Genomic DNA, 23,269 nt, shown 5'->3' with positions numbered 1-23,269 from the left:
ACAATTTGGGGGCGGCGCGCTACTTCGTAGCGACAACGCAGTAGAATGTCGTAAGTGCCCACAGCGGTGGAGAGTCACAGTGCAAATGCACCACATTCATTGGCTAGTGGTGATGTTTTTATGATTTGAGTGTCGGGTGTCGCTACGCTCGCCCAACCTACGCGGGAGACTTGTGTACATTACTCACCCACATTTCACTTTTCTCCAGACGTAAAAAAGCCCGACTATTTCTAGTCGGGCTTTCTACAATTTGGAGCCTGGCAATGTCCTACTTTCACATAGCAAATGCTACACTATCATCGGCGCTGTTTCGTTTCACTACTGAGTTCGGCATGGGGTCAGGTGGGTCCAAAACGCTATTGTTACCAAGCAAATTAGGGCGTTAATTCGTATCACTACAAATTAACTGAATTTGGAAAATATCTGATAATATTTTTTAAGTCTTTGCGTAAATATCTACTTTAGTCATATTAACTTCTTGCTTGAACTGTCACATAAAACGCGTTTGGCGTTGTATGGTTAAGCCTCACGGGTAATTAGTACAAGTTAGCTTAATGCCTCACAGCACTTCCACATCTTGCCTATCAACGTTGTAGTCTCCAACGGCCCTTCAGAGAGCTTATAGCTCTAGTGAGAAATCATCTCGAGGCCTGCTTCGCGCTTAGATGCTTTCAGCGCTTATCAGTTCCGAACGTAGCTACCGGGCAATGCCATTGGCATGACAACCCGAACACCAGCGGTTCGTTCACTCCGGTCCTCTCGTACTAGGAGCAACCCCTCTCAATTCTCAAACGCCCACGGCAGATAGGGACCGAACTGTCTCACGACGTTCTAAACCCAGCTCGCGTACCACTTTAAATGGCGAACAGCCATACCCTTGGGACCGACTTCAGCCCCAGGATGTGATGAGCCGACATCGAGGTGCCAAACACCGCCGTCGATATGAACTCTTGGGCGGTATCAGCCTGTTATCCCCGGAGTACCTTTTATCCGTTGAGCGATGGCCCTTCCATTCAGAACCACCGGATCACTATGACCTACTTTCGTACCTGCTCGACGTGTCTGTCTCGCAGTTAAGCTGGCTTCTACCATTACACTAACCGTACGATGTCCGACCGTACTTAGCCAACCTTCGTGCTCCTCCGTTACTCTTTAGGAGGAGACCGCCCCAGTCAAACTACCCACCAGGCACTGTCCGTAACCCCGATTCAGGGGCCAACGTTAGAACATCAAAACTACAAGGGTGGTATTTCAAGGTTGACTCCAACAAAACTAGCGTCTCATCTTCAAAGTCTCCCACCTATCCTACACATGTAGGTTCAATGTTCAGTGCCAAGCTGTAGTAAAGGTTCACGGGGTCTTTCCGTCTAGCCGCGGGTACACAGCATCTTCACTGCGATTTCAATTTCACTGAGTCTCGGGTGGAGACAGCGTGGCCATGGTTACACCATTCGTGCAGGTCGGAACTTACCCGACAAGGAATTTCGCTACCTTAGGACCGTTATAGTTACGGCCGCCGTTTACCGGGGCTTCGATCAAGAGCTTCTCCCTAAGGATAACCCCATCAATTAACCTTCCGGCACCGGGCAGGTGTCACACCGTATACGTCATCTTGCGATTTTGCACAGTGCTGTGTTTTTAATAAACAGTCCCAGCCACCTGGTCACTGCGGCTCCCGTCCGCTTAGAGAGCAAGTCTCATCACAGATAGGAGCGTACCTTCTCCCGAAGTTACGGTACGATTTTGCCTAGTTCCTTCACCCGAGTTCTCTCAAGCGCCTTAGTATTCTCTACCTGACCACCTGTGTCGGTTTGGGGTACGATTCCATATAATCTGAAGCTTAGAGGCTTTTCCTGGAAGTATGGCATCAGCAACTTCATCACCGTGGTGACTCGTCTCGTGTCTCAGGTTTAATGTTCGTCCGGATTTACCTAAACAAACGCCCTACTCACTTTCACATGGACTACCAACGCCATGCTTGCTTAGCCTGCTCCGTCCCCCCATCGCAATTATATCGAGTACAGAAATATTAATCTGTTTCCCATCGACTACGCCTTTCGGCCTCGCCTTAGGGGTCGACTTACCCTACCCTGATTAACATGGGATAGGAACCCTTGGTCTTCCGGCGTGGGAGTTTTTCACTCCCATTATCGTTACTCATGTCAGCATTCGCACTTCTGATACCTCCAGCAACCCTCCCGGGTCACCTTCAACGGCTTACAGAACGCTCCCCTACCACTCATCCTAAGATGAATCCGCAGCTTCGGTGCATAGTTTAGCCCCGTTACATCTTCCGCGCAGACCGACTCGACCAGTGAGCTATTACGCTTTCTTTAAAGGATGGCTGCTTCTAAGCCAACCTCCTGGCTGTCTGGGCCTTTCCACATCGTTTCCCACTTAACTATGACTTTGGGACCTTAGCTGGCGGTCTGGGTTGTTTCCCTCTTCACGACGGACGTTAGCACCCGCCGTGTGTCTCCCGGATATTACTTTACGGTATTCGGAGTTTGCAAAGGGTTGGTAAGTCGGGATGACCCCCTAGCCTTAACAGTGCTCTACCCCCGTAAGTATTCGTCCGAGGCTCTACCTAAATAGATTTCGGGGAGAACCAGCTATCTCCCGGTTTGATTAGCCTTTCACTCCTAACCACAAGTCATCCCCTAACTTTTCAACGTTAGTGGGTTCGGTCCTCCAGTTGATGTTACTCAACCTTCAACCTGCTCATGGCTAGATCACCGGGTTTCGGGTCTATACCTTGCAACTATTCGCCCAGTTAAGACTCGGTTTCCCTACGGCTACCCTAATCGGTTAACCTCGCTACAAAATATAAGTCGCTGACCCATTATACAAAAGGTACGCAGTCACCCAACAAGTGGGCTCCTACTGCTTGTACGTACACGGTTTCAGGTTCTATTTCACTCCCCTCACAGGGGTTCTTTTCGCCTTTCCCTCACGGTACTGGTTCACTATCGGTCAGTTGGGAGTATTTAGCCTTAGATGATGGTCCACCTATATTCAGTCAAAGTTTCACGTGCTCCGACCTACTCGATTTCACTTAAAATGTCTTTTCATGTACGGGACTATCACCCTGTATCGTGGCGCTTTCCAGCAGCCTTCCATTAACACATAATAAGCTTAAGGGCTGTTCCGATTTCGCTCGCCGCTACTTTCGGAATCTCGGTTGATTTCTTTTCCTACGGGTACTTAGATGTTTCAGTTCTCCGCGTTCGCCTCGTTAACCTATGTATTCAGTTAACGATACCTGCAAGCAGGTGGGTTTCCCCATTCGGAAATCCTAGTCTCAAGTGCTTTTTACTAGCTTGACTAGGCTTATCGCAAGTTAATACGTCCTTCATCGCCTCCAACTGCCAAGGCATCCACCGTGTACGCTTAGTCACTTAACCATACAACCCAAACGGGTCTTTGTTGTGTGACAGTTTAACTTCGCCAGAAGTCAATATTGAATACTAAAGTAGATACCAATCAATCAACTCATAAGAGTTAACTAAATGGCACTGAATGGTACTGCTACCATTCTTTTTTTACTTTTGAAAACTCTTGATAAATAACAATGTTATTCATCAGAATTTTATTATCAGCTTTTCCAAATTTTTAAAGAGCATATTAATTAGTTATCCCGAAGGACAAGCACTAATTAACAATCATCTGTGTGGACACTACGAACAAATAAGTTCTAAATCGTATAAGGAGGTGATCCAGCCCCAGGTTCCCCTAGGGCTACCTTGTTACGACTTCACCCCAGTCATGAATCACTCCGTGGTAAACGTCCTCCCGAGGGTTAGACTATCTACTTCTGGAGCAACCCACTCCCATGGTGTGACGGGCGGTGTGTACAAGGCCCGGGAACGTATTCACCGCGTCATTCTGATACGCGATTACTAGCGATTCCGACTTCATGGAGTCGAGTTGCAGACTCCAATCCGGACTACGACGCACTTTAAGTGATTCGCTTACTCTCGCGAGTTCGCAGCACTCTGTATGCGCCATTGTAGCACGTGTGTAGCCCTACACGTAAGGGCCATGATGACTTGACGTCGTCCCCACCTTCCTCCGGTTTATCACCGGCAGTCTCCTTAGAGTTCTCAGCATTACCTGCTAGCAACTAAGGATAGGGGTTGCGCTCGTTGCGGGACTTAACCCAACATCTCACAACACGAGCTGACGACAGCCATGCAGCACCTGTATCAGAGTTCCCGAAGGCACCAAACCATCTCTGGTAAGTTCTCTGTATGTCAAGTGTAGGTAAGGTTCTTCGCGTTGCATCGAATTAAACCACATGCTCCACCGCTTGTGCGGGCCCCCGTCAATTCATTTGAGTTTTAACCTTGCGGCCGTACTCCCCAGGCGGTCTACTTAATGCGTTAGCTTTGAAAAACAGAACCGAGGCTCCGAGCTTCTAGTAGACATCGTTTACGGCGTGGACTACCGGGGTATCTAATCCCGTTTGCTCCCCACGCTTTCGTACATGAGCGTCAGTGTTGACCCAGGTGGCTGCCTTCGCCATCGGTATTCCTTCAGATCTCTACGCATTTCACCGCTACACCTGAAATTCTACCACCCTCTATCACACTCTAGTTTGCCAGTTCGAAATGCAGTTCCCAGGTTGAGCCCGGGGCTTTCACATCTCGCTTAACAAACCGCCTGCGTACGCTTTACGCCCAGTAATTCCGATTAACGCTCGCACCCTCCGTATTACCGCGGCTGCTGGCACGGAGTTAGCCGGTGCTTCTTCTGTCAGTAACGTCACAGCTAGCAGGTATTAACTACTAACCTTTCCTCCTGACTGAAAGTGCTTTACAACCCGAAGGCCTTCTTCACACACGCGGCATGGCTGCATCAGGCTTGCGCCCATTGTGCAATATTCCCCACTGCTGCCTCCCGTAGGAGTCTGGGCCGTGTCTCAGTCCCAGTGTGGCTGATCATCCTCTCAAACCAGCTAGGGATCGTCGCCTTGGTGAGCCATTACCTCACCAACTAGCTAATCCCACTTGGGCCAATCTAAAGGCGAGAGCCGAAGCCCCCTTTGGTCCGTAGACATTATGCGGTATTAGCAGTCGTTTCCAACTGTTGTCCCCCACCTCAAGGCATGTTCCCAAGCATTACTCACCCGTCCGCCGCTCGTCAGCAAAGTAGCAAGCTACTTTCTGTTACCGCTCGACTTGCATGTGTTAGGCCTGCCGCCAGCGTTCAATCTGAGCCATGATCAAACTCTTCAATTAAAAAGTTTTATGTCTTTCGACAGCTCAATGAATTCTGAATTTATTTTAATATCTTTCGATATTGAATTGACTGTGCCGAATAATTACCGAAATAACTATTCTGTTGGTCACTCAGTTTTCAATTGAGACTCTAATTTGTTTGCCTTACTTAGCGAACTAAGCTTGGCTGTTAGAACTCAATCTGTACGAGTGCCCACACAGATGATTGCTTTATATTGTTAAAGAACGTTGCGACAATAAAGTAAAACTTTATCTCGCTAGGGCTGCGCATATTACGCTCTCCTATTTTTTTGTCAACACTTAAATGTAAACTTTATAAAAATCTAAACTTAAGTTTTACTCGACTCACTGATTGACTCTTGCCTCGCTAAGCGTTGCTGTCTGCCGTCTCAGTGGGGTCGCATTATAGGGCGCAGCCAGTTTTACGCAAGCGTTTTTTAAAGAAAACTTAAAATAAAACGCTGTTCGCTTGATATTTAAACCAAGTGGTTATTTTAAACACTAAAAAGGCCCTTATGGGCCTGTTTAGTTAATTTACTATGAGCTTCCAGCCAAGTTTCGCTTGCTGCTTAGATTCTTGTTGCAGCTCGCTTGCCATTAATGGATGGTTTTTCAACCAGTCATTTTCAAACTGCAGATTTAAGACATCGTCTTTAACAGTTATCGCAAACTCAGGGAGTACATCATCTTGGCGACGCATACATAAAATGACAGCTATACGTATTAGTCTTACTAAATACTGCGCAAGTACACTATTTGCACCAAGAGAATCAAAATAGCCTTTTTGAAGATCAGAGCGATGCCCTTTAGCTACCGCAACAATGACTTTATGCTCTGACTGCGAAAAACCTGGCATTTCAGTATTTTTTAAAATATAAGCACTGTGTTTGTGATACTGCTTATACTCTATCAATAAACCAATTTCATGAAGCTGTGCAACTGCCGTTAATAAAGGCAACCCATTAAGTGTTTTTATTGGCCAGCTTTCATTTACTTCTGATGCTAAGTTTAATACGAGACTGGCGACGCGGCTAGCTTGCTTTTGATCAACATGGTAACGATCGATAAAGCCATCGATTGTACGTTTACGAATATCGCTATTATGCAGCTCTGGTAGCATGCTGTATAAAACACCCTCACGCAGTGCTCCACCTGCTAATCCCATTTTTTCGATCTCGAGCGATTCAAATAATGCAATTAAAATGGCAAGCCCTGATACAAATACTAAACGGCGATCTTCACTTAGCCCTGGTAGGTCTAATGCGGCAATCGTTTTATAAGCGATTGATTGCTTTTTGATAGTGTAGAGTTTTTCAAGGGTTAATAGCTCATCTAGGTTTTGCGCTATCATGATTTCTTGAATTGCTTGTACTGTACCCGAAGCACCTGAGGCTATTTGCCAGCCTTTAATTTTATACTCTGATGCAATTTCATCAATGACAGTGCGTGCGGCTTTTATTGCGGTGTTAAAGTTTGCATTGCTTAATTTGCAATCTTTAAAATAGCGCTCTAGGTAGGTAACACACCCGATGTTCAGGCTTTTGTAAAGTAATGCATCAAAGTTCTTACCAATAATCACTTCAGTGCTAGCACCACCAATATCGATAACAAGCTGACTACCGGTACAAGATGAGGTATGAGCAACGCCTTTATATATAGTGCGCGCTTCTAGTTCACCGCTAATGACATTAACTTTATGACCGAGGATTTTTTCTGCTTGCGCTTTAAATACATCAGCATTACTAGCTAAACGTAATGTGGCGGTGGCAACTATAGTGATGTTTTGTTTAGGGATGTCTTGTAAGCGCTCAGCAAATAACGCTAGGCACTCCCATCCTCTATGCATTGCTTCTGAGCTTAATACATTGTCTATATCAAGCCCTGCAGCTAACCTTACTTTGCGTTTAACACGACCTATGGTTTGCAGGCCGCCAGCTATTGATTTAGCAATAAGCATATGAAAGCTATTTGAACCTAAATCAATAACTGCATATACATTTTTTTGCGGTTTAAGTTGCCCCACCGTTCAAAAACCTCTAATTACTATTACAGTTAAACTAACGGTCGTTTATGACCGTCCTTTTTGATAACTATTATTTGGGCGACGTCCGCTGTTGTTACTGCGATTACGTGGGCCTGTAGAAAAGTTACGCTTTCTATGAATAGTAGGTTTAGTTAAATCATCCAGTAATGCTGTTTTATCGTAATGTGATAAAGGAATACTGTGATCTATATACTCTTCAATTTCATGCAAGTTATAAGCATATTGTTCACATGCAAAACTAATAGCGTGACCAGACGCGCCAGCGCGGGCTGTACGGCCAATACGGTGTACGTAATCTTCGCAATCATCTGGTAAATCAAAATTAAATACATGGCTTACTTCAGGAATATGTAGACCACGTGCTGCAACATCTGTTGCCACTAAAAAGTCTAAGTCGCCTTTACTAAACTCAGCTAAAATTGATTGACGTTTTTTCTGATTTACGTCACCGGTAAGCATGCCAACCCGATGTCCATCGGCTTTTAACCAGGCATATACGGTTTCACAACTATGCTTAGTGTTAGCAAAGATAATGGCTTTTTCAGGCCACTCTTCTTCAATTAACGTCAGCAGCAGCTTAATTTTATCTTCTTGTGAAGGATGAAATAGCTCTTCTTGAATGCGTTTACCGGTTTTTACGTCTGGTTCAATTTGTACGTGCTCAGGATTGGTCATATGTTCAAACGCAAGTTCTTGTACACGATACGATAGCGTTGCAGAGAATAATAAATTTAAACGCTTTGATGTATCTGGCATACGGTGGAACATATAACGAATATCTTTGATAAAGCCCAAATCAAACATACGATCTGCTTCGTCAAGCACGACTACCTCAATTTCATTAAGGGTGTAACAGCCTTGCTTATACAGATCAATTAAACGACCTGTAGTACCAATTAAAATATCAACGCCTTTTTCTAGTTGTGCACGTTGTTTTTCGTAATCTTCGCCACCATATACTAAACCTAAGTTAAGATTACAGTGCGGCGCTAAAATTTTTGCATCTTTGTGTATCTGAATCGCCAGCTCCCTTGTAGGGGCCATGATCAGGGCTCTTGGATGTTTACTAGGGGCTTTGCTAGATTGTAATAACCGATGGCACGTGGCAGTTAAAAACGCCAACGTTTTGCCTGTACCTGTTTGTGCTTGGCCTGCGATATCGCGACCCTCACAAATAAAAGGTAGGCATTTAGCTTGAATGGGTGTGCAATATTCAAACCCACTTTCGGTTAAACCGGCAACCACTTCCGGTGCAATAGCAAAGTCTGAAAACTTTTTATCGGTCAAATGTGTCTTAGTCATAGCGTTTAAGCATAACGTTTAAACTTGCAATAAGAAACAAGAGTGTTTAAATACGCACTAAATATTTCGCCTAACTAAACCGGAGAGCGCAATGAGCGAGAAAATAATCCAAATTACTGACGATAGCTTTGAAGCTGACGTATTACAATCAGACAAGCCTGTACTAGTAGACTTTTGGGCTGAGTGGTGCGGACCTTGTAAAATGATCGCCCCTATCCTTAGTGAAGTTGCTGAGGAATTTGATGGTCGCGTTACCATAGCTAAACTTAATATCGATCAAAATGCGGGTACACCGCCTAAATTTGGTATTCGTGGTATCCCTACATTACTTCTTTTTAAAGATGGCCAAGTTGCTGCAACTAAAGTTGGCGCACTTTCAAAAACTCAATTAATCGAGTTTTTAGAAAACAATCTTTAAATTTAAACAATAAAAAGGGCTTAATGCCCTTTTTTTATTATTTTTTTGTATAAACACTGGACGCTGTGTCAATGAGCTGCTAGTTTATAAAGCCAACTAATCCTTAGTTATATTCAACAAACCTCACTCAACGATCAAACAAAGCGATTTTGAGTATGACAACTGTAATAAAGAACCCACCAATATGCATTTACGCGAACTAAAAGACAAATCTATAAAAGAGCTTGTAGACTTAGCTGAGTCCATGGGGCTCGAAAACGTAGCCCGCTTAAGAAAGCAAGATATCATTTTTGCTATTTTAAAATCACATGCCAAAGGCGGAGAGAATATCTTCGGTGGCGGTGTATTAGAAATTTTGCAAGATGGTTTTGGCTTTTTAAGATCATCAGAAGCCTCTTACTTAGCTGGCCCAGATGACATTTATGTTTCACCTAGCCAGATTCGCCGTTTTAGTATGCGTACTGGCGATTCAATCTCAGGCCTTATTCGTCCACCTAAAGACGGTGAGCGTTACTTTGCTTTACTTAAAGTAAATGAAGTTAACTTTGATAAACCTGAAAACTCTCGCACTAAAATTCTTTTTGAAAACCTAACACCACTGCATGCAAACGAACGTTTTCGTATGGAACGCGGTAACGGTAGTAAAGAAGATATTACAGCCCGAGTACTTGATTTAGCCTCTCCTATTGGTCGTGGTCAACGTGGTTTATTAGTAGCACCGCCAAAAGCGGGTAAAACCATGCTACTACAAAATATTGCGCAATCGATTACTCACAATCACCCAGATGCAACATTAATGGTATTACTAATTGATGAGCGTCCGGAAGAAGTAACCGAAATGCAGCGTCTTGTAAAAGGCGAAGTAATTGCATCAACATTTGATGAACCTGCTTCTCGCCACGTACAAGTAGCCGAAATGGTTATCGAAAAAGCAAAACGTTTAGTAGAGCATAAAAAAGATGTTGTTATCTTACTTGACTCAATCACACGTTTAGCCCGTGCTTACAACACCGTTATTCCATCATCTGGTAAAGTACTTACCGGTGGTGTTGATGCAAACGCACTCCATAAACCGAAACGTTTTTTTGGTGCTGCACGTAATGTTGAAGAAGGCGGCAGCTTAACAATTATTGCTACTGCGCTTATTGATACCGGCTCTAAAATGGATGAAGTTATCTACGAAGAGTTTAAAGGTACTGGTAACATGGAACTACATCTTAACCGTAAAATTGCGGAACGACGTGTATTCCCAGCTATCGACTTTAACCGTTCAGGCACTCGTCGTGAAGAGTTACTCACAAAACCAGATGAGCTACAAAAGCTGTGGATTTTGCGTAAAATTGTTCATGACATGTCAGAAATTGACGCAATGGAATTTTTAATTGATAAATTATCGATGAGCAAAACCAACGATGAGTTTTTTGATTCGATGAAACGCCAGTAATTCCATATAAGTTTTAAAGCTTATAAAAAAACGCCTAACAATTGAATATCAATTATTAGGCGTTTTTATTTGCCTGCAAAAAAGTAGCGCTGTACCGCTTTAACCATGCTCTTTGTAGTGCAAAAATAAGGCTTGTAGTTTATCAACTAACACTGCAATATTTTGTACTTCTTCTGGGCTTTTACACGCATCATCTAACGCTTTTGCAGCGTCTGCAATATCGCACAACTTAAACATTTGTGCTGCCCCTAAAATACGATGGCTATCTTTTTGTAACGCAACAAAGTCGCCACTATTAAAGTGTTGGCTAATTAACTCACTTTCTATTGATAAGCTTTGTTTGAAACTAGTCACTAAGTCACTCATATCTATATTTACGCTTGTGCTGTTTTGCTCATTTTTTATTGATGCGAGATGCTCAGCTATAGTGCTATAAAACTTCTCTTTATCAATTGGTTTAGCTAAGTAATCAGTAAAACCAAGTGCTAAATACTGCTCGATCTCATGGCTCATTGCATTGGCCGTTAAGGCAAATATTGGCTGCTCATAACCGCACTGCCTGAGCAACTCAAAAGCAGTAATGCCATCCATAATAGGCATTTGAATGTCCAACAGCACAAAATCAGGATACTCTTTTAAACATTGCTCTACAGCTTGCTCGCCATTTTCAACTGCAATAACGTCAAGCCCCATGGCGCGTAAATAACGGCTTATTAATCTGCGATTATCGTCATGATCCTCAGCAAGTAACACTTTAGCGCTTAGCGCTTTATAGTCACCATTTATATTGTCTTTAGCTGTAACTGCACATTCGCTTTTATCTACTGGTACGCACGGTACAAAGAATGAGAATTGACTGCCTTTTTTAAATTCGCTTTGCACACTAATATATCCTCCCATCATGGCAGCTAGTTGTTGTGACAAACTAAGCCCCAAACCAGTACCACCAAAACGACGGCTAATACTATTATCTGCTTGGCTAAAGCATTCAAAAATAAGCTTAAGTTGCGCTGTATTCATACCTATTCCGGTATCTTTTACCGTGAGCACTAGCCCTTGATCGGTATTATTGGCCACAATCGTAACTTGGCCACTGTGAGTAAATTTAATTGCATTAGCACACAGGTTTATTAATATTTGCTTTACTCGGGTTAAATCAAGCCTGGTATACAGTTCATCACCGAGTTGGTTGTCAAATACCAAAGATAAGTTTTTAGCTTTTGCTTGTACGCTAAACATCCCATGTATGTCATTCAGCACTTGTACAATATCAAAACAAGAAATAGACAGCTCCAATCTGTTTGCTTCTATTTTACTTAAATCGAGCACATCATTAATTAAACTTTTTAAATGCTCGCTTTGACGCTGAATAACTTTGAGCTCATCTTGTAACTGCTCAGGATCATACAAACCATTAATTAAGTCGTCGGTTTGGCTTAAAATAGCGGTGAGTGGGGTGCGAATTTCATGGCTTATATTTGCTAAAAACTGACTTTTAACATCGTTTGCTTCGCGCAGCTCTTGCGCCACACTTTGTAATTCTAACGTGCGTTGCTCTACTTGCTCTGTTAGTTGTAATTTTGCATTACTTTCTATTCTGCGACGGTAAATTGCTATTACTGTAATTAAAATAAGGATTGCTACAATGCCAAGCAGAATAGTTAACTGTGAACGTTTAGATATTTGCAGTTGTTGTAAGTGTTGTTGTTGTTTTAGCTGTTTAATTTCTTGGTTTAGTTTATCTGCTTCAAATTGAGTTTGAAAAATACTAACTGCCTTTGAAGCCTCTTCTGTATTTATACTACGTTGATAGTCAACATACTGCTGATGCAATTGCAGCGCTTGTTTAAAGTCGCCTAAGCTTGAGTAAATCAAAGCCTCAATACCTAAGCCGTCTTTAATGCGCATGCCATTTTTATATTCTTTTGCTAATGCAATTGAGTGCTCTGACGTTGTTTTTGCATTTTCAATATCGCCCTGAGCAAACTGCGCAGTGGCAAGCACATGCAGTGCTGCCGCTAATAACGATTTATTCCCTGCATCAAGTGCAAATTGCTGCGCCGCCTTTGCATGATATAAGGCCACATCAAATTTATTTAAGTGCAGATTAATACTCGCTAAATTAGCGTGCTTAGTAGAGAGTTGGAATGCATTATTTATGCTCTGATAGTAACGCAGTGCCAGCTGATTATAATGCAGTGCCAACTGGTATTGCTTTGACTCAGTATAGGCTACTCCCATATTGCCATAGACTTGAGCTACACCATCTTCATCACCAAGTTGTTGAAATACCTTTAATACCTCACGATACATTTCAAGTGCTGATTCGTAACGAGAAAGGCGAATATATATCCCGGCAATATTGTGCAAAATATCGGCTTTGTCTTGCGCACTGCCCTCTTTTTCGTAGATCAGTTTTGCTTGCTGATAATAATCTAGTGCTAATTCCATGTTATACATATCAAAATAAGCCAAGCCTATATTACTTAATAAATTGGCTTGTTTTAATGAGCCTTTTAAACGTATGGCTAACCCTAAAGCCCGGCTATAATCAACCACAGCTTGTTGTACAAACCCTTGATAATACAACACCACACCTTGCATTTTTATTGCTCTAAAATACAGATCGGGCAACTCATTAAAGGTGATGCTACTCTCTAATAACTTATAATACTCTAAGGCATGGGGAAGGTCGTTGGCATTAAAGGCAAGTTCAGCTAAGTCGCTATATATAGCAATGCGCTGTTGGTGTGGTAAGTTTTTTTTAGCTAACAGTGTAGAGGCAAAGCTTTGTTTATCTGACCAACTTTCAGCAGACTTAAATTGTTCAAATAAGTCGGCTGGTGTAACAGAAAAACTCAATGTAGAAAAAATGCTGCATACAGCCATAAAGCCAACAAAAAAGAAGCGTTGTAACCAACCCTGCATAATTACATCCTTGAAACTTTTGTAGCCACTATGATAATTTACCCAAGATACACTAATAACTAGATTGTAAACAATGCTTAACCCACTGATAGATGAGATTTTTGAGTTACTTTTGCAAAAGAAAGTATGGATGGTACATACTTTAGCAGCAGAATTACAACAACGTAAAATGATTAACACGCTTGATGTTGCCCCTGATCGTGATTTATTCAAACGTAACTTTTTAATTATGAACGCGCTTTATCAGCTACAGCAGCAAATTATGCCTAAGCAGCAACTCCTTATTAGTGGTTTACAAATACAACTTATTACCACAGCCAGTAACACTCTCATAAAAAACACCGATCCGCTACGAGACTACTACCTTGATTGGCAAAACTTTGAAACCTCTAGCGCCGAAATCGATACTCTTTTAACCCAGTTTTGGCAGCGTTTTACCAAACACAGTAAATCTGCACAAATAATAGATCTAGACACTCATAAACAGCTATTAATAAAGTGGCAACTATCTCAGCAAAGCACGCTAAAAGAAGTACAAAAGCGTTGGCGGCAACTGGCGTTACAGTGTCACCCAGATAAAGCAGTTGGTAATGCAGAAAAATTTAAACAGTTAAAGTGTGAATATGAGCAGCTTAGGGCAAGCTGCTCAGTAGATTAGTAATTATTGAATTAGTTATTCAGTACACTATTAGCACGTAAGGCGACGAGCGCGTATTTTACGGCCTTTAATATTACCTTCGGTTAATTTACGCAGTGCCGGTTTTGAAGAATTACGCTCTACGGCAACAAACGCAACGTTGTCGAGTACGTTTATTTTACCAACTTGACGCCCCGCAATACCGTCTTTACCGGTAAGTGCACCTAAAATATCACCTGCGCGTACTTTTTGCTTTTTACCTGAATCAAGCATTAAGGTTACCATTTCTGGTTTGTATGGTGGTTTTTCTAATAAGCTAAACGATGGCATTGGCTCTGGGATCACATCGCGCTCATAATAGTCACCAATTTGTGCAATTTTAAATGCTTCTGCCTCACCATAAATAGAGCATGCAATACCCTTTTTACCCGCTCGACCGGTACGACCAATACGATGCACATGTGTTTGTGTGTCGTGAGCTAAGTGATAGTTAATCACCATATCCATATCGTCAATGTCTAAACCACGCGCGGCCACATCGGTTGCCACTAGTATTGATGCACTTTTATTAGAAAAATGAATTAACGTACGCTCACGATCACGCTGCTCTAAATCACCATGTAAAGATACCGCACTAAAGCCTTCATCAACTAAATCATCACACAATTGCTGTGTTTCTACTTTAGTATTACAAAACACGACACAGCTTTGCGGGGTAAATTTAAGCAGCAATAATTTAAGTGTTGGGTAACGTTGTTTATTGTTATCCATTTTATAGAAGTATTGCTTAATAGTGCTTTTAGCTTGCTCTTCTTCTACCTTAACCATTACTGGATTGCTAAGCACACGCTTTGCAACAGCTTCTATTGCACGTGGAAACGTAGCGCTAAATAGTAATGTTTGGCGGTTAGTAGGAATACGCTCAATAATTGCATCTAAGGTATCTTGAAAACCCATATCTAGCATTTGGTCGGCTTCATCTAATACGAGCGTTTCTACATCATCTAAACGCAAAGTACCTTTACGAATATGATCGTCAACTCGCCCCGGTGTACCAACAATAATATGTGCGCCATGTTCAAGTGAGCCAATTTGTGGACCAATTGATACACCACCACATAAAGTAAGTATTTTAATATTATGGATGCCACGCGCTAATTTGCGCATTTCTACAGCTACTTGCTCTGCCAACTCACGTGTTGGGCACAATACTAAAGATTGAATGCGAAAACGTTTTACGTTTAATTTAGCCAATACGCCTAAGCTAAACGCCGCAGTTTTACCTGACCCCGTTTTTGCTTGAGCAATAATGTCTTTTCCAGCCAGTACTGGCGGTAAACTTTGCGCCTGAACAGGTGTCATGTGGGTGTAGCCGAGTGTTGATAAGTTATCAACTAACCCAGAAGGTAAAGCCAAAGATGAAAAAGCAGTTGTGGTCACAGTAAATCCCAATACAAAAAAATAACATGGGGAAAAGCCCCACTCAATATGCTGCTAATAATAGCAGAATTCCTAATTGGCAACCATTAAGCATTATAAAAAAACACACTAAAAGGCATTGCAAATGATACTGGTTTTCATTAAGATTAACTCAGCATTAATACTATCAACCCGGAAACAACTAATGAAACTAAGCCCACTTTTTATCGCACTGCTAGCAAGTACTACTGCGAGTGTTTATGCAAACGCAACAGATATAGAACATATAGAAGTAAAAGGAAGTTATTTTAATGACTATAAAGTAGACAATGCTAATGGCGCAATGAGAACGTCAGCTTCGTTACTTGATACCGCACAGTCGGTTACCGTTATTACCGACACCATAGTAAATGAACAACTCGCAACTACGTTAGGTGAAGTACTTACTAACGATGCCAGCTTAACGCCAGGTTCAAAGCAACGTAACCGTGAAGTATTTAATTTACGTGGGTTTGAACTGAGTTCATCTACAGGTTACTTGCGTGACGGCCATCAGCACTGGTCGCACTACCAACAACCTATCGAAATATTACAACAAGTTGAAGTTATTAAAGGCCCATCAAGTATTTTATATGGCCAATCGGGTCCTGGTGGCTTGGTTAATATGGTCACTAAAAAACCCACGTCACAAACATTATTTAAAGCCAGTGCCGATGTTGATCAACATGGTTCAACTCGCTTTATGCTGGATGCGGGCGGTGCACTTACTGAGTCGGAAGATTTACGTGCTCGCGGTATTTTAGTAAAGCAAGATGTTGATTATTGGCGTGAATACCAAAATGGTGAAAACCGTGAACGCGATCGCTTTTTAGGTGCATTAATTGTTGATTACGATATTAGCGATAACGCCTTAGTACGCGTACATTACGACCGCACAGATGACGAAGCCGGTTTAGATACGGGTGCCTGGATTGATAGTAATGCCAATGTAATTGGCGACGATAAAACAATTCGCGATATGTCTTGGGCGTTTACAGATATAACGGTAGAAAACCTAGGTGTTGACCTAGAAGTGTTTTTAACCGAAAACTGGCAAGTAAAACTTGGTTACAACGAGCAAACATTTGAGCGTCAACGCTTTGAGTCAGCACCTCGTAAACCAAGTAACTTTATCGAAGGTGATAGCTACGCGTCACGCCCTTACGATCGTTTTGATGATTGGCAGTTTAAAACCGCCTTTGTTGACTTTATTGGTGAATTTGAAACCTTTGGTATTCAGCACCAATTTTTAATTGGCGCAAATTCGCTTGATTATTATTATGGCCAATTAAAAACTAATGCCGAATCATTTGACTTTAGCGCCGGGCAAAACGAACCATTTCGCCCAGCTATAAGCTATAAAACAGATGACACTGTTAGCTCATCTGCTTATGACTATTACGGTATTTACATGCAAGATCTCATTTCGTTCTCACCAGAATGGCAGTTATCTTTAGGCGGTCGTTACGACAAGCAAAGTAAAGAAAATAGTAATAATGAATCGTTTGTTCCTAAAGTGGGTGTGCTATATCACCCTAATGCCTCGGCCACTATTTACGCTAGTTACTCTGAAGGTTTTGAGCCGCAAAACGAAACGCTAGTAAATACAAACGATGTTAATAATGGCATGAAGCTCGATGCGATTACCTCTGAGCAAAAAGAAATTGGTATTAAATGGCAGCTGTTTGACGATCGATTAATGCTCAGTGGCGCATTATTTGATATTAGCAAAACAGGCACTTTAGTGAGCGAAGATCTTGTAAACCCTGTTGATAATATAACCAGCATCACTACTCAAGCTGGCGAGCAGCGCCATAAAGGCTTTGAATTAGCGGCGCAAGGTGCAGCAACTGATCGCTTATTTGTAATGGCATCAACTATGTACTTAGATGCCAACTACGAGCGCGACGCAACATTGCAAGGTAAGCGCCCTACCGATGCCCCTAAATGGTCTGCATCACTTTGGACGCGTTATGAATTAAACGACGTAATTGCATTAAACGCAGGTGCATTTTACGAAGGCGAACGCTTTGCCGACAATGCCAATACCGTTACTAAAGATGCCTACACCCGCGTAGATGTGGGTGCAACGTATAAAATAAACTTAAACAATACCGACGTTAACTTACGCCTAAATATTGAAAACTTATTTGATACAAACTACCTAGCAGGCGGTGGTTTAAATAATGTAACCATAGGTGAAGGCGCGAGCGTACGCTTAGCAGCACAATTTAGCTTTTAATTAATACAGCCCATACACATTTAACTGTATGGGCTTATTTAACTATACGGTTGTTAAACAGGCAATAATTGTAAGGTGTGAATTAGCGCTATTTTTTGAATATTTTTAAATAAGCTAAATGCCCAAGCACAACAACTAAGCCTGCTATAACACCTAATAAGCCATCAAATATAAGTGGTACCAGCACTTCACCTGTAGTACCTACAATTGTTTGCCCATAATTGGTTACCGCTATTTGAATATGATGCAAAGCTTTAATGCCATGCACTAAAATGCCGCCGCCCACTAAAAACATTGCAACTGTACCCGCAAATGCTAAAAACTGCATAAGCCGTGGTGCTGCCGCTAACAACCCTTTGCCTAGTATTTCTTTAAATTTATTAGCCGATAGCTTAGATTGATTAAGTAAATATAGACCTGCATCATCAAGCTTCACAATTCCTGCAACTAAGCCATAAACGCCAATAGTCATAATTATGGCAATAACACACAATACCAATGCCTGATTTATTAATGTAGCAGCTGCAACTGTGCCAAGCGTAATTACTATGATCTCAGCAGAAAGTATAAAGTCGGTTCTAATCGCACCTTTAACTTTTTGCTTCTCGTATTCTACTAGGTCTAATTTGTCGCCCTCACTTTCGCTTTTATCATCATGAGGCAAAAACTTGGCAAATACTTTTTCTGCGCCCTCAAAACATAAAAATAATCCACCTAACATTAATAAAGGCGTAATTAACCAAGGTAACCACACACTTATTAATAACGCCGCAGGTACTAATATTGCTTTATTTAAAAACGATCCTTTTGCTACCGCCCACACCACAGGTAGCTCACGCTCTGCAGCTACACCGGTAACTTGTTGAGCATTAAGCGCTAAGTCATCACCTAATACACCCGCTGTTTTTTTTGTAGCAACTTTACTCATAGTTGCAATGTCATCTAGTAGCACAGTAATGTCGTCTAATAAGGTTAAAAGATTAGTACCTGCCATATAAATACCTAGCTTAAAAATAATATTATTAACATAACTTAAAGCCGCATTTTCACCAACGGTTAATTTTGCTTTGCTATGCTGATTAAAATTAATACGCAAATATCGATAATTACTTGCTGTTTGCACTGGAGATATAAATGAAAGCGCTGCTGATAATCGCATTAACTGTATTAGGCTTATCTGCTTGTAATGAGCCCACAATTAACACTCGTTATCTATGTAATCAAAAAGAAGCCACGCTTAGCGTTATCAATGAGCAAACAGCAGCACTAACACTTAATAATAATACTTATCAGCTTAGCCGAGAAAAAAGCGCCTCAGGTAATAAATACATAAATAAAAATGTGTTGTTTTGGAGTAAAGATAGCGAAGCCATGCTTATTATTGAAGGGACAAAATACCACTGCCTACAACAGTAGGTAGTACAATAAAACTAATAAAATTAAACCGTGATAAAGCAAGTTTAGTGATACAAAGTAACTGTATTTTTCCAAGTGCTAATAGCTAAGTAACTGAGCATGCAATTTTACGTTACTTGGGTATAATACTTTTAACTTTATTGCTTAATAGCGGCCCACAATGAAATACAAAGATCTTCGTGATTTTATCGATTTACTTGAAAAAAGAGGTGAGCTTAAACGCATCACTCAAGAAATCGACCCGTATCTTGAAATGACCGAAATAGCCGACCGTACATTACGTGCTAAAGGCCCTGCGTTATTATTTGAAAACCCTAAAGGTTACGATATTCCGGTATTGGCTAACTTATTTGGCACACCCAAGCGTGTTGCCATGGGTATGGGCCAAGAAGATGTAAGCGAATTACGTGAAGTTGGCAAGCTTTTGGCTTTTTTAAAAGAACCAGAGCCACCAAAAGGCATTAAAGAAGCGCTAGGGCAAATACCTGTTTATAAACAAGTGCTTAATATGCCAGCAAAAGAAGTAAAAAAAGCCCCCTGCCAAGAAGTTATTTTACAAGGTGATGAGGTCGATTTAACTAAGCTGCCTATTCAACATTGCTGGCCAGGTGATGCTGCACCGTTAATTACTTGGGGCCTTACCGTTACTAAAGGGCCTTATAAAAAGCGCCAAAATTTAGGAATATACCGCCAACAACTGTTAGGCAAAAATAAAATTATTATGCGCTGGTTGTCTCACCGTGGCGGCGCGCTTGATTTTCAAGAATGGTGTAAAGAAAATCCAGGCCAACCGTACCCGGTATCTGTGGCATTGGGCGCCGATCCGGCGACTATATTAGGTGCAGTAACCCCTGTACCCGACACATTAAGCGAGTACGCTTTTGCAGGCTTACTGCGCGGCAGTAAAACTGAAGTAGTTAAATCAATATCAAACGATTTACAAGTACCCGCAAGCGCCGAAATAGTACTTGAAGGCTACATAATGCCAGGTGAAATGGCGCCCGAGGGCCCATATGGCGATCACACTGGATATTATAACGAAGTTGATGACTTTCCGGTGATGACAGTAACCCATATGACCCACCGTAAAAACCCTATTTACCACAGTACCTTTACCGGCCGCCCGCCTGATGAGCCTGCTATTTTAGGGGTGGCATTAAACGAAGTATTTGTACCTATTTTACAAAAACAATTCCCTGAAATTGTTGATTTTTACTTGCCACCAGAAGGCTGCTCGTACCGCATGGCTATTGTTACCATGAAAAAACAATATCCTGGCCATGCAAAACGCGTAATGATGGGAGTGTGGTCTTACTTACGTCAATTTATGTATACCAAGTTTGTTATTGTGTGCGATGACGATATTAACGCCCGAGATTGGGAAGATGTTATTTGGGCAATTACTACGCGTATGGACCCCGCTCGCGACACCACTTTAATAGAAAACACACCAATTGATTATTTAGATTTTGCGTCACCGGTTTCTGGCCTTGGCTCTAAAATGGGTATGGATGCAACGAACAAATGGCCTGGCGAAACAAACCGTGAATGGGGCGAGCCGATTGAGATGGATAAAGCCACCAAAGATCGCGTAGACGACATTTGGCAGAGCCTCAACATTCTCTAATATCCTAGACCAATAGGCTATAAAACAACCCTGCAGATATGCTAGAATCAACACATTCTATTGCGTATCTGCTATGAAAAGCGCTGCTAAAAGGTAAAAAATGCAAACATTAAAAGCTGAAGTTGTTGCTATCAGCCCACTTACAGAATTTGTTCATAAAGTAATTTTAAAACCACAACAACCGGTTTCGTTTGAAGCAGGCCAATACATGCATCTTGTATTGAGCGAAAATGACAAGCGTGCATTTTCGATTGCCAGCCGCCCTTCACAATGCGATCAAATAGAGTTACATATTGGCGCTTCGGGAACCGATACATATGCAATGCAGTCGCTTGAACATTTACGCAATGCACTTAACGAAAAGCAGCTAATAGAGATAGAAGCAGGCTTAGGTATATCGCAACTTCGTTTACAGTGTGAACGTCCAATTATTTTACTTGCTGGCGGTACTGGGTTTTCATATGCAAAATCAATGGCTGATCACCTAGCTGAAATTAGCTGCGACCGCCCGGTATTATTATACTGGGGCGTAAGAGAAGAATCGGCACTTTATGCACACCGCGAAATGCAAGTGTGGGCCGATAGCCACAAAAACTTTCAGTTTATTCCGGTAGTAGAAAACCCATCGCCTGATTGGCAAGGACATACCGGTTATGTACACAAAGCCGTAATGCAAGATATAGTATCGCTAGCGCCTTACGATATTTACATGGCTGGACGTTTTGACATGATAGGCATAGTTCGTGACGATTTTATTGCTCATGGTGCTATTCGCGAAAACATGTACGCAGATGCGTTTGCATTTATTAAATAATTGCACTTAACGCTCTCATTTCAAATATTAAGGCATCTAAATAGGTGCCTTAATTGTTTTTATAACAATAAATAATTAATAGTTAAAATCTATCAACATCATCAACATAAACAATTTCCTAAAAGTCGATCTATAAACCATACTTTGTATAGAACATTCAGCGGGAGAGACCCATATGCTAAATACAAAAGTAAAAGACTTTATGCAACACAAGTTGCCAAACATTACCCCAGATACCGAAATGACCACTGCCATTGCAGAGCTGCAAAAATTTAAATTACTTGGTGCCCCAGTATTCGATAGCAATAAATTTTTAGTTGGCTTTATCTCTGAGCAAGAGCTGCTTAAACCACTCATGCAAAGCAGTTATTTTTGTGATGGGGTGGTGAAAGTATCGCAACTAATGCAAACAGAAGTCGTGACTGTAAATGGCGACACCAACATTATTGAACTTGCTGAGCAAATGAGACCCGGTAAACCGAAAAACTACCCTGTGGTTGACGGCGAAAAAGTAATAGGAATGATCAGCAGAGCCGATATTCTCAAAGCCCTTTACGATAACTACCTAGCTTGTCAAACACACTAATTTATAAATACTTCACCTGAACTCTGGTTACTTAGATACAAAAATGCCGCTATTAATAGCGGCATTTTTTATACTAATAATATTAAATTAGCGCGTACTTGCCATTGTTAGCAGTGCTTTTTTATCGCTGTAACTTAAGTAGGCTATTTCAAGCGCATTAGCTTGCGCTTTTTCCATATCGGCTTGTGATAAACCAGCTTGTGGCGCTGCCACTAAGTATTCGTGTTCAATTTCAATACCTTCAACCGCTGGATCATCGGTATTAATACAAGCCAAAATACCATGATCTAAAAACTGTTTTAGCGGATGCTGAGCTAAATCATTTACGGTACTGGTTTGTATATTACTAGTTAAGCACGACTCAATACCAATACGCTTATCGCGCAGATAGTTCATTAATTCAATATCTTCAATTGCTTTAACGCCATGGCCTATACGGCTCGCACCTAGCTCGTTAATTGCTTGCCAAATACTTGGTGCACCTAGTGCTTCACCGGCATGAATTGTTGCTGCTAAGTATGCGTCGTGTACTTGCTTAAAATGCTCTACAAATAACTCACCCGGAAAACCAATTTCATCACCGGCTAAATCTACAGCCACTAAATCGTCTTTAAAAGCGAGTAAGGCATCAAGCTCTTGTTGGCAAACTTTTACGCCATAAGTGCGTGATAAAATACCAATTAAATTAGCTTTTACATTAGCGCCTTTGGTTGCCGACTTAATGCCATCAATTACCGCCTCAACCACACCTTGAGGGTGTAAACCTTGGCTTTGTGCCATGTAGTAAGGGCTAAAGCGCAGCTCAACATAATCAAGCCCTTGGGCTTGTGCATCTTCAATATTTTCAATCGCTATACGTCTACAAGCATCGTAGTCACCTAATACAGTTACACCCCAATCTAACTTTTGTAAAAACGCCATCAGGTTTGGCTCAGGATCAATGACTTGTACATGAGGGATAAGTGCTGCAACGTTATCAGCAGGCAAAGTTATATTAAACTGACGACCAAGTTCTAATATGGTTTGCGCTCGTACATTACCATCTAAATGGCGATGAATATCTAGCAAAGGTAGTTTTCTATTGATCATAGTAGCAACTCAGTTAGGTTAAAA

14 protein-coding genes and 3 rRNA genes are annotated in these 23,269 nt (G+C 41.6%); 8 read left to right on the top strand and 9 right to left on the bottom strand.

Annotated elements, in window-relative coordinates:
- Positions 1 to 255 precede the first annotated feature (255 nt).
- The 5 genes from rrf to rhlB all read right to left on the bottom strand — a co-directional run bounded on the left by rrf (position 256) and on the right by rhlB (position 8,586).
- Positions 256 to 370: ribosomal RNA gene (gene rrf / locus PNIG_RS00610) — 5S ribosomal RNA — on the bottom strand.
- A gap of 145 nt (positions 371 to 515) precedes the next feature.
- Positions 516 to 3,404, bottom strand: a 23S ribosomal RNA gene (locus PNIG_RS00605).
- Positions 3,405 to 3,704: 300 nt separating this feature from the next.
- A 16S ribosomal RNA gene (locus PNIG_RS00600) occupies positions 3,705 to 5,240 on the bottom strand.
- Together the 16S, 23S and 5S rRNA genes form the textbook arrangement of a ribosomal RNA operon.
- A gap of 529 nt (positions 5,241 to 5,769) precedes the next feature.
- Positions 5,770 to 7,263, bottom strand: a complete 1,494-nt coding sequence (gene gppA / locus PNIG_RS00595) for a guanosine-5'-triphosphate,3'-diphosphate diphosphatase (protein WP_089367558.1) — start codon at positions 7,261 to 7,263, stop codon at positions 5,770 to 5,772.
- Between the two features lie 45 nt (positions 7,264 to 7,308).
- Positions 7,309 to 8,586: an ATP-dependent RNA helicase RhlB gene (gene rhlB, locus PNIG_RS00590; RefSeq protein WP_041454311.1), complete on the bottom strand. Its 1,278-nt coding sequence runs from the start codon at positions 8,584 to 8,586 to the stop codon at positions 7,309 to 7,311.
- 91 nt (positions 8,587 to 8,677) lie between these two features.
- Between rhlB and trxA the strand changes: the two genes are divergently transcribed.
- A complete protein-coding gene (gene trxA / locus PNIG_RS00585; RefSeq protein ID WP_011326840.1) occupies positions 8,678 to 9,004 on the top strand; it encodes a thioredoxin TrxA in 327 nt (108 codons plus the stop codon).
- Positions 9,005 to 9,188: 184 nt separating this feature from the next.
- On the top strand, positions 9,189 to 10,448 hold the full coding sequence (rho, locus tag PNIG_RS00580; RefSeq protein ID WP_011326839.1) for a transcription termination factor Rho: 1,260 nt from the start codon (positions 9,189 to 9,191) through the stop codon (positions 10,446 to 10,448).
- 99 nt (positions 10,449 to 10,547) lie between these two features.
- Here the strand turns inward: rho and PNIG_RS00575 are convergent, their stop codons facing one another.
- Positions 10,548 to 13,376 carry a tetratricopeptide repeat protein gene (locus PNIG_RS00575; RefSeq protein WP_089367557.1) on the bottom strand — a complete coding sequence of 943 codons (2,829 nt, stop codon included), beginning with the start codon at positions 13,374 to 13,376 and terminating at the stop codon, positions 10,548 to 10,550.
- 73 nt (positions 13,377 to 13,449) lie between these two features.
- Between PNIG_RS00575 and PNIG_RS00570 the strand changes: the two genes are divergently transcribed.
- Positions 13,450 to 14,034, top strand: a complete 585-nt coding sequence (locus tag PNIG_RS00570) for a DNA-J related domain-containing protein (RefSeq protein ID WP_089367556.1) — start codon at positions 13,450 to 13,452, stop codon at positions 14,032 to 14,034.
- Between the two features lie 30 nt (positions 14,035 to 14,064).
- Here the strand turns inward: PNIG_RS00570 and dbpA are convergent, their stop codons facing one another.
- On the bottom strand, positions 14,065 to 15,453 hold the full coding sequence (dbpA, locus tag PNIG_RS00565; protein ID WP_089367555.1) for an ATP-dependent RNA helicase DbpA: 1,389 nt from the start codon (positions 15,451 to 15,453) through the stop codon (positions 14,065 to 14,067).
- A 184-nt stretch (positions 15,454 to 15,637) separates the two neighbouring features.
- On the opposite strand from dbpA, the gene PNIG_RS00560 reads away from it, so the two are divergent.
- Positions 15,638 to 17,713 (top strand): TonB-dependent siderophore receptor, encoded by a 2,076-nt coding sequence (locus tag PNIG_RS00560; RefSeq protein WP_011326835.1) that lies wholly within the window; start codon positions 15,638 to 15,640, stop codon positions 17,711 to 17,713.
- Positions 17,714 to 17,801: 88 nt separating this feature from the next.
- Here PNIG_RS00560 and PNIG_RS00555 read toward each other — a convergent pair whose 3' ends face one another.
- On the bottom strand, positions 17,802 to 18,707 hold the full coding sequence (locus PNIG_RS00555; RefSeq protein WP_089368920.1) for a DUF808 domain-containing protein: 906 nt from the start codon (positions 18,705 to 18,707) through the stop codon (positions 17,802 to 17,804).
- Positions 18,708 to 18,847: 140 nt separating this feature from the next.
- Between PNIG_RS00555 and PNIG_RS00550 the strand changes: the two genes are divergently transcribed.
- The 4 genes from PNIG_RS00550 (at position 18,848) to PNIG_RS00535 (ending at position 22,156) form a co-directional block, all read left to right on the top strand.
- Positions 18,848 to 19,129, top strand: coding sequence for an MliC family protein (locus PNIG_RS00550; protein ID WP_011326833.1), 282 nt, complete (start codon positions 18,848 to 18,850; stop codon positions 19,127 to 19,129).
- A 160-nt stretch (positions 19,130 to 19,289) separates the two neighbouring features.
- The gene (ubiD, locus tag PNIG_RS00545; protein WP_011326832.1) at positions 19,290 to 20,756 is read left to right on the top strand and encodes a 4-hydroxy-3-polyprenylbenzoate decarboxylase; all 1,467 of its coding nucleotides are present in this window, start codon (positions 19,290 to 19,292) and stop codon (positions 20,754 to 20,756) included.
- Positions 20,757 to 20,856: 100 nt separating this feature from the next.
- Positions 20,857 to 21,570, top strand: coding sequence for an NAD(P)H-flavin reductase (fre, locus tag PNIG_RS00540; protein ID WP_011326831.1), 714 nt, complete (start codon positions 20,857 to 20,859; stop codon positions 21,568 to 21,570).
- Between the two features lie 175 nt (positions 21,571 to 21,745).
- The gene (locus PNIG_RS00535) at positions 21,746 to 22,156 is read left to right on the top strand and encodes a CBS domain-containing protein (protein ID WP_011326830.1); all 411 of its coding nucleotides are present in this window, start codon (positions 21,746 to 21,748) and stop codon (positions 22,154 to 22,156) included.
- An 87-nt stretch (positions 22,157 to 22,243) separates the two neighbouring features.
- On the opposite strand, the gene add is transcribed toward PNIG_RS00535, so the two are convergent.
- Positions 22,244 to 23,245, bottom strand: coding sequence for an adenosine deaminase (gene add, locus PNIG_RS00530; RefSeq protein WP_089367554.1), 1,002 nt, complete (start codon positions 23,243 to 23,245; stop codon positions 22,244 to 22,246).
- Between the last annotated feature and the right edge of the window lie 24 nt (positions 23,246 to 23,269).

It is taken from the genome of Pseudoalteromonas nigrifaciens, from assembly GCF_002221505.1.
GTDB lineage: Bacteria > Pseudomonadota > Gammaproteobacteria > Enterobacterales > Alteromonadaceae > Pseudoalteromonas > Pseudoalteromonas nigrifaciens.
This window is presented reverse-complemented; position numbering and strand designations above follow the sequence as displayed.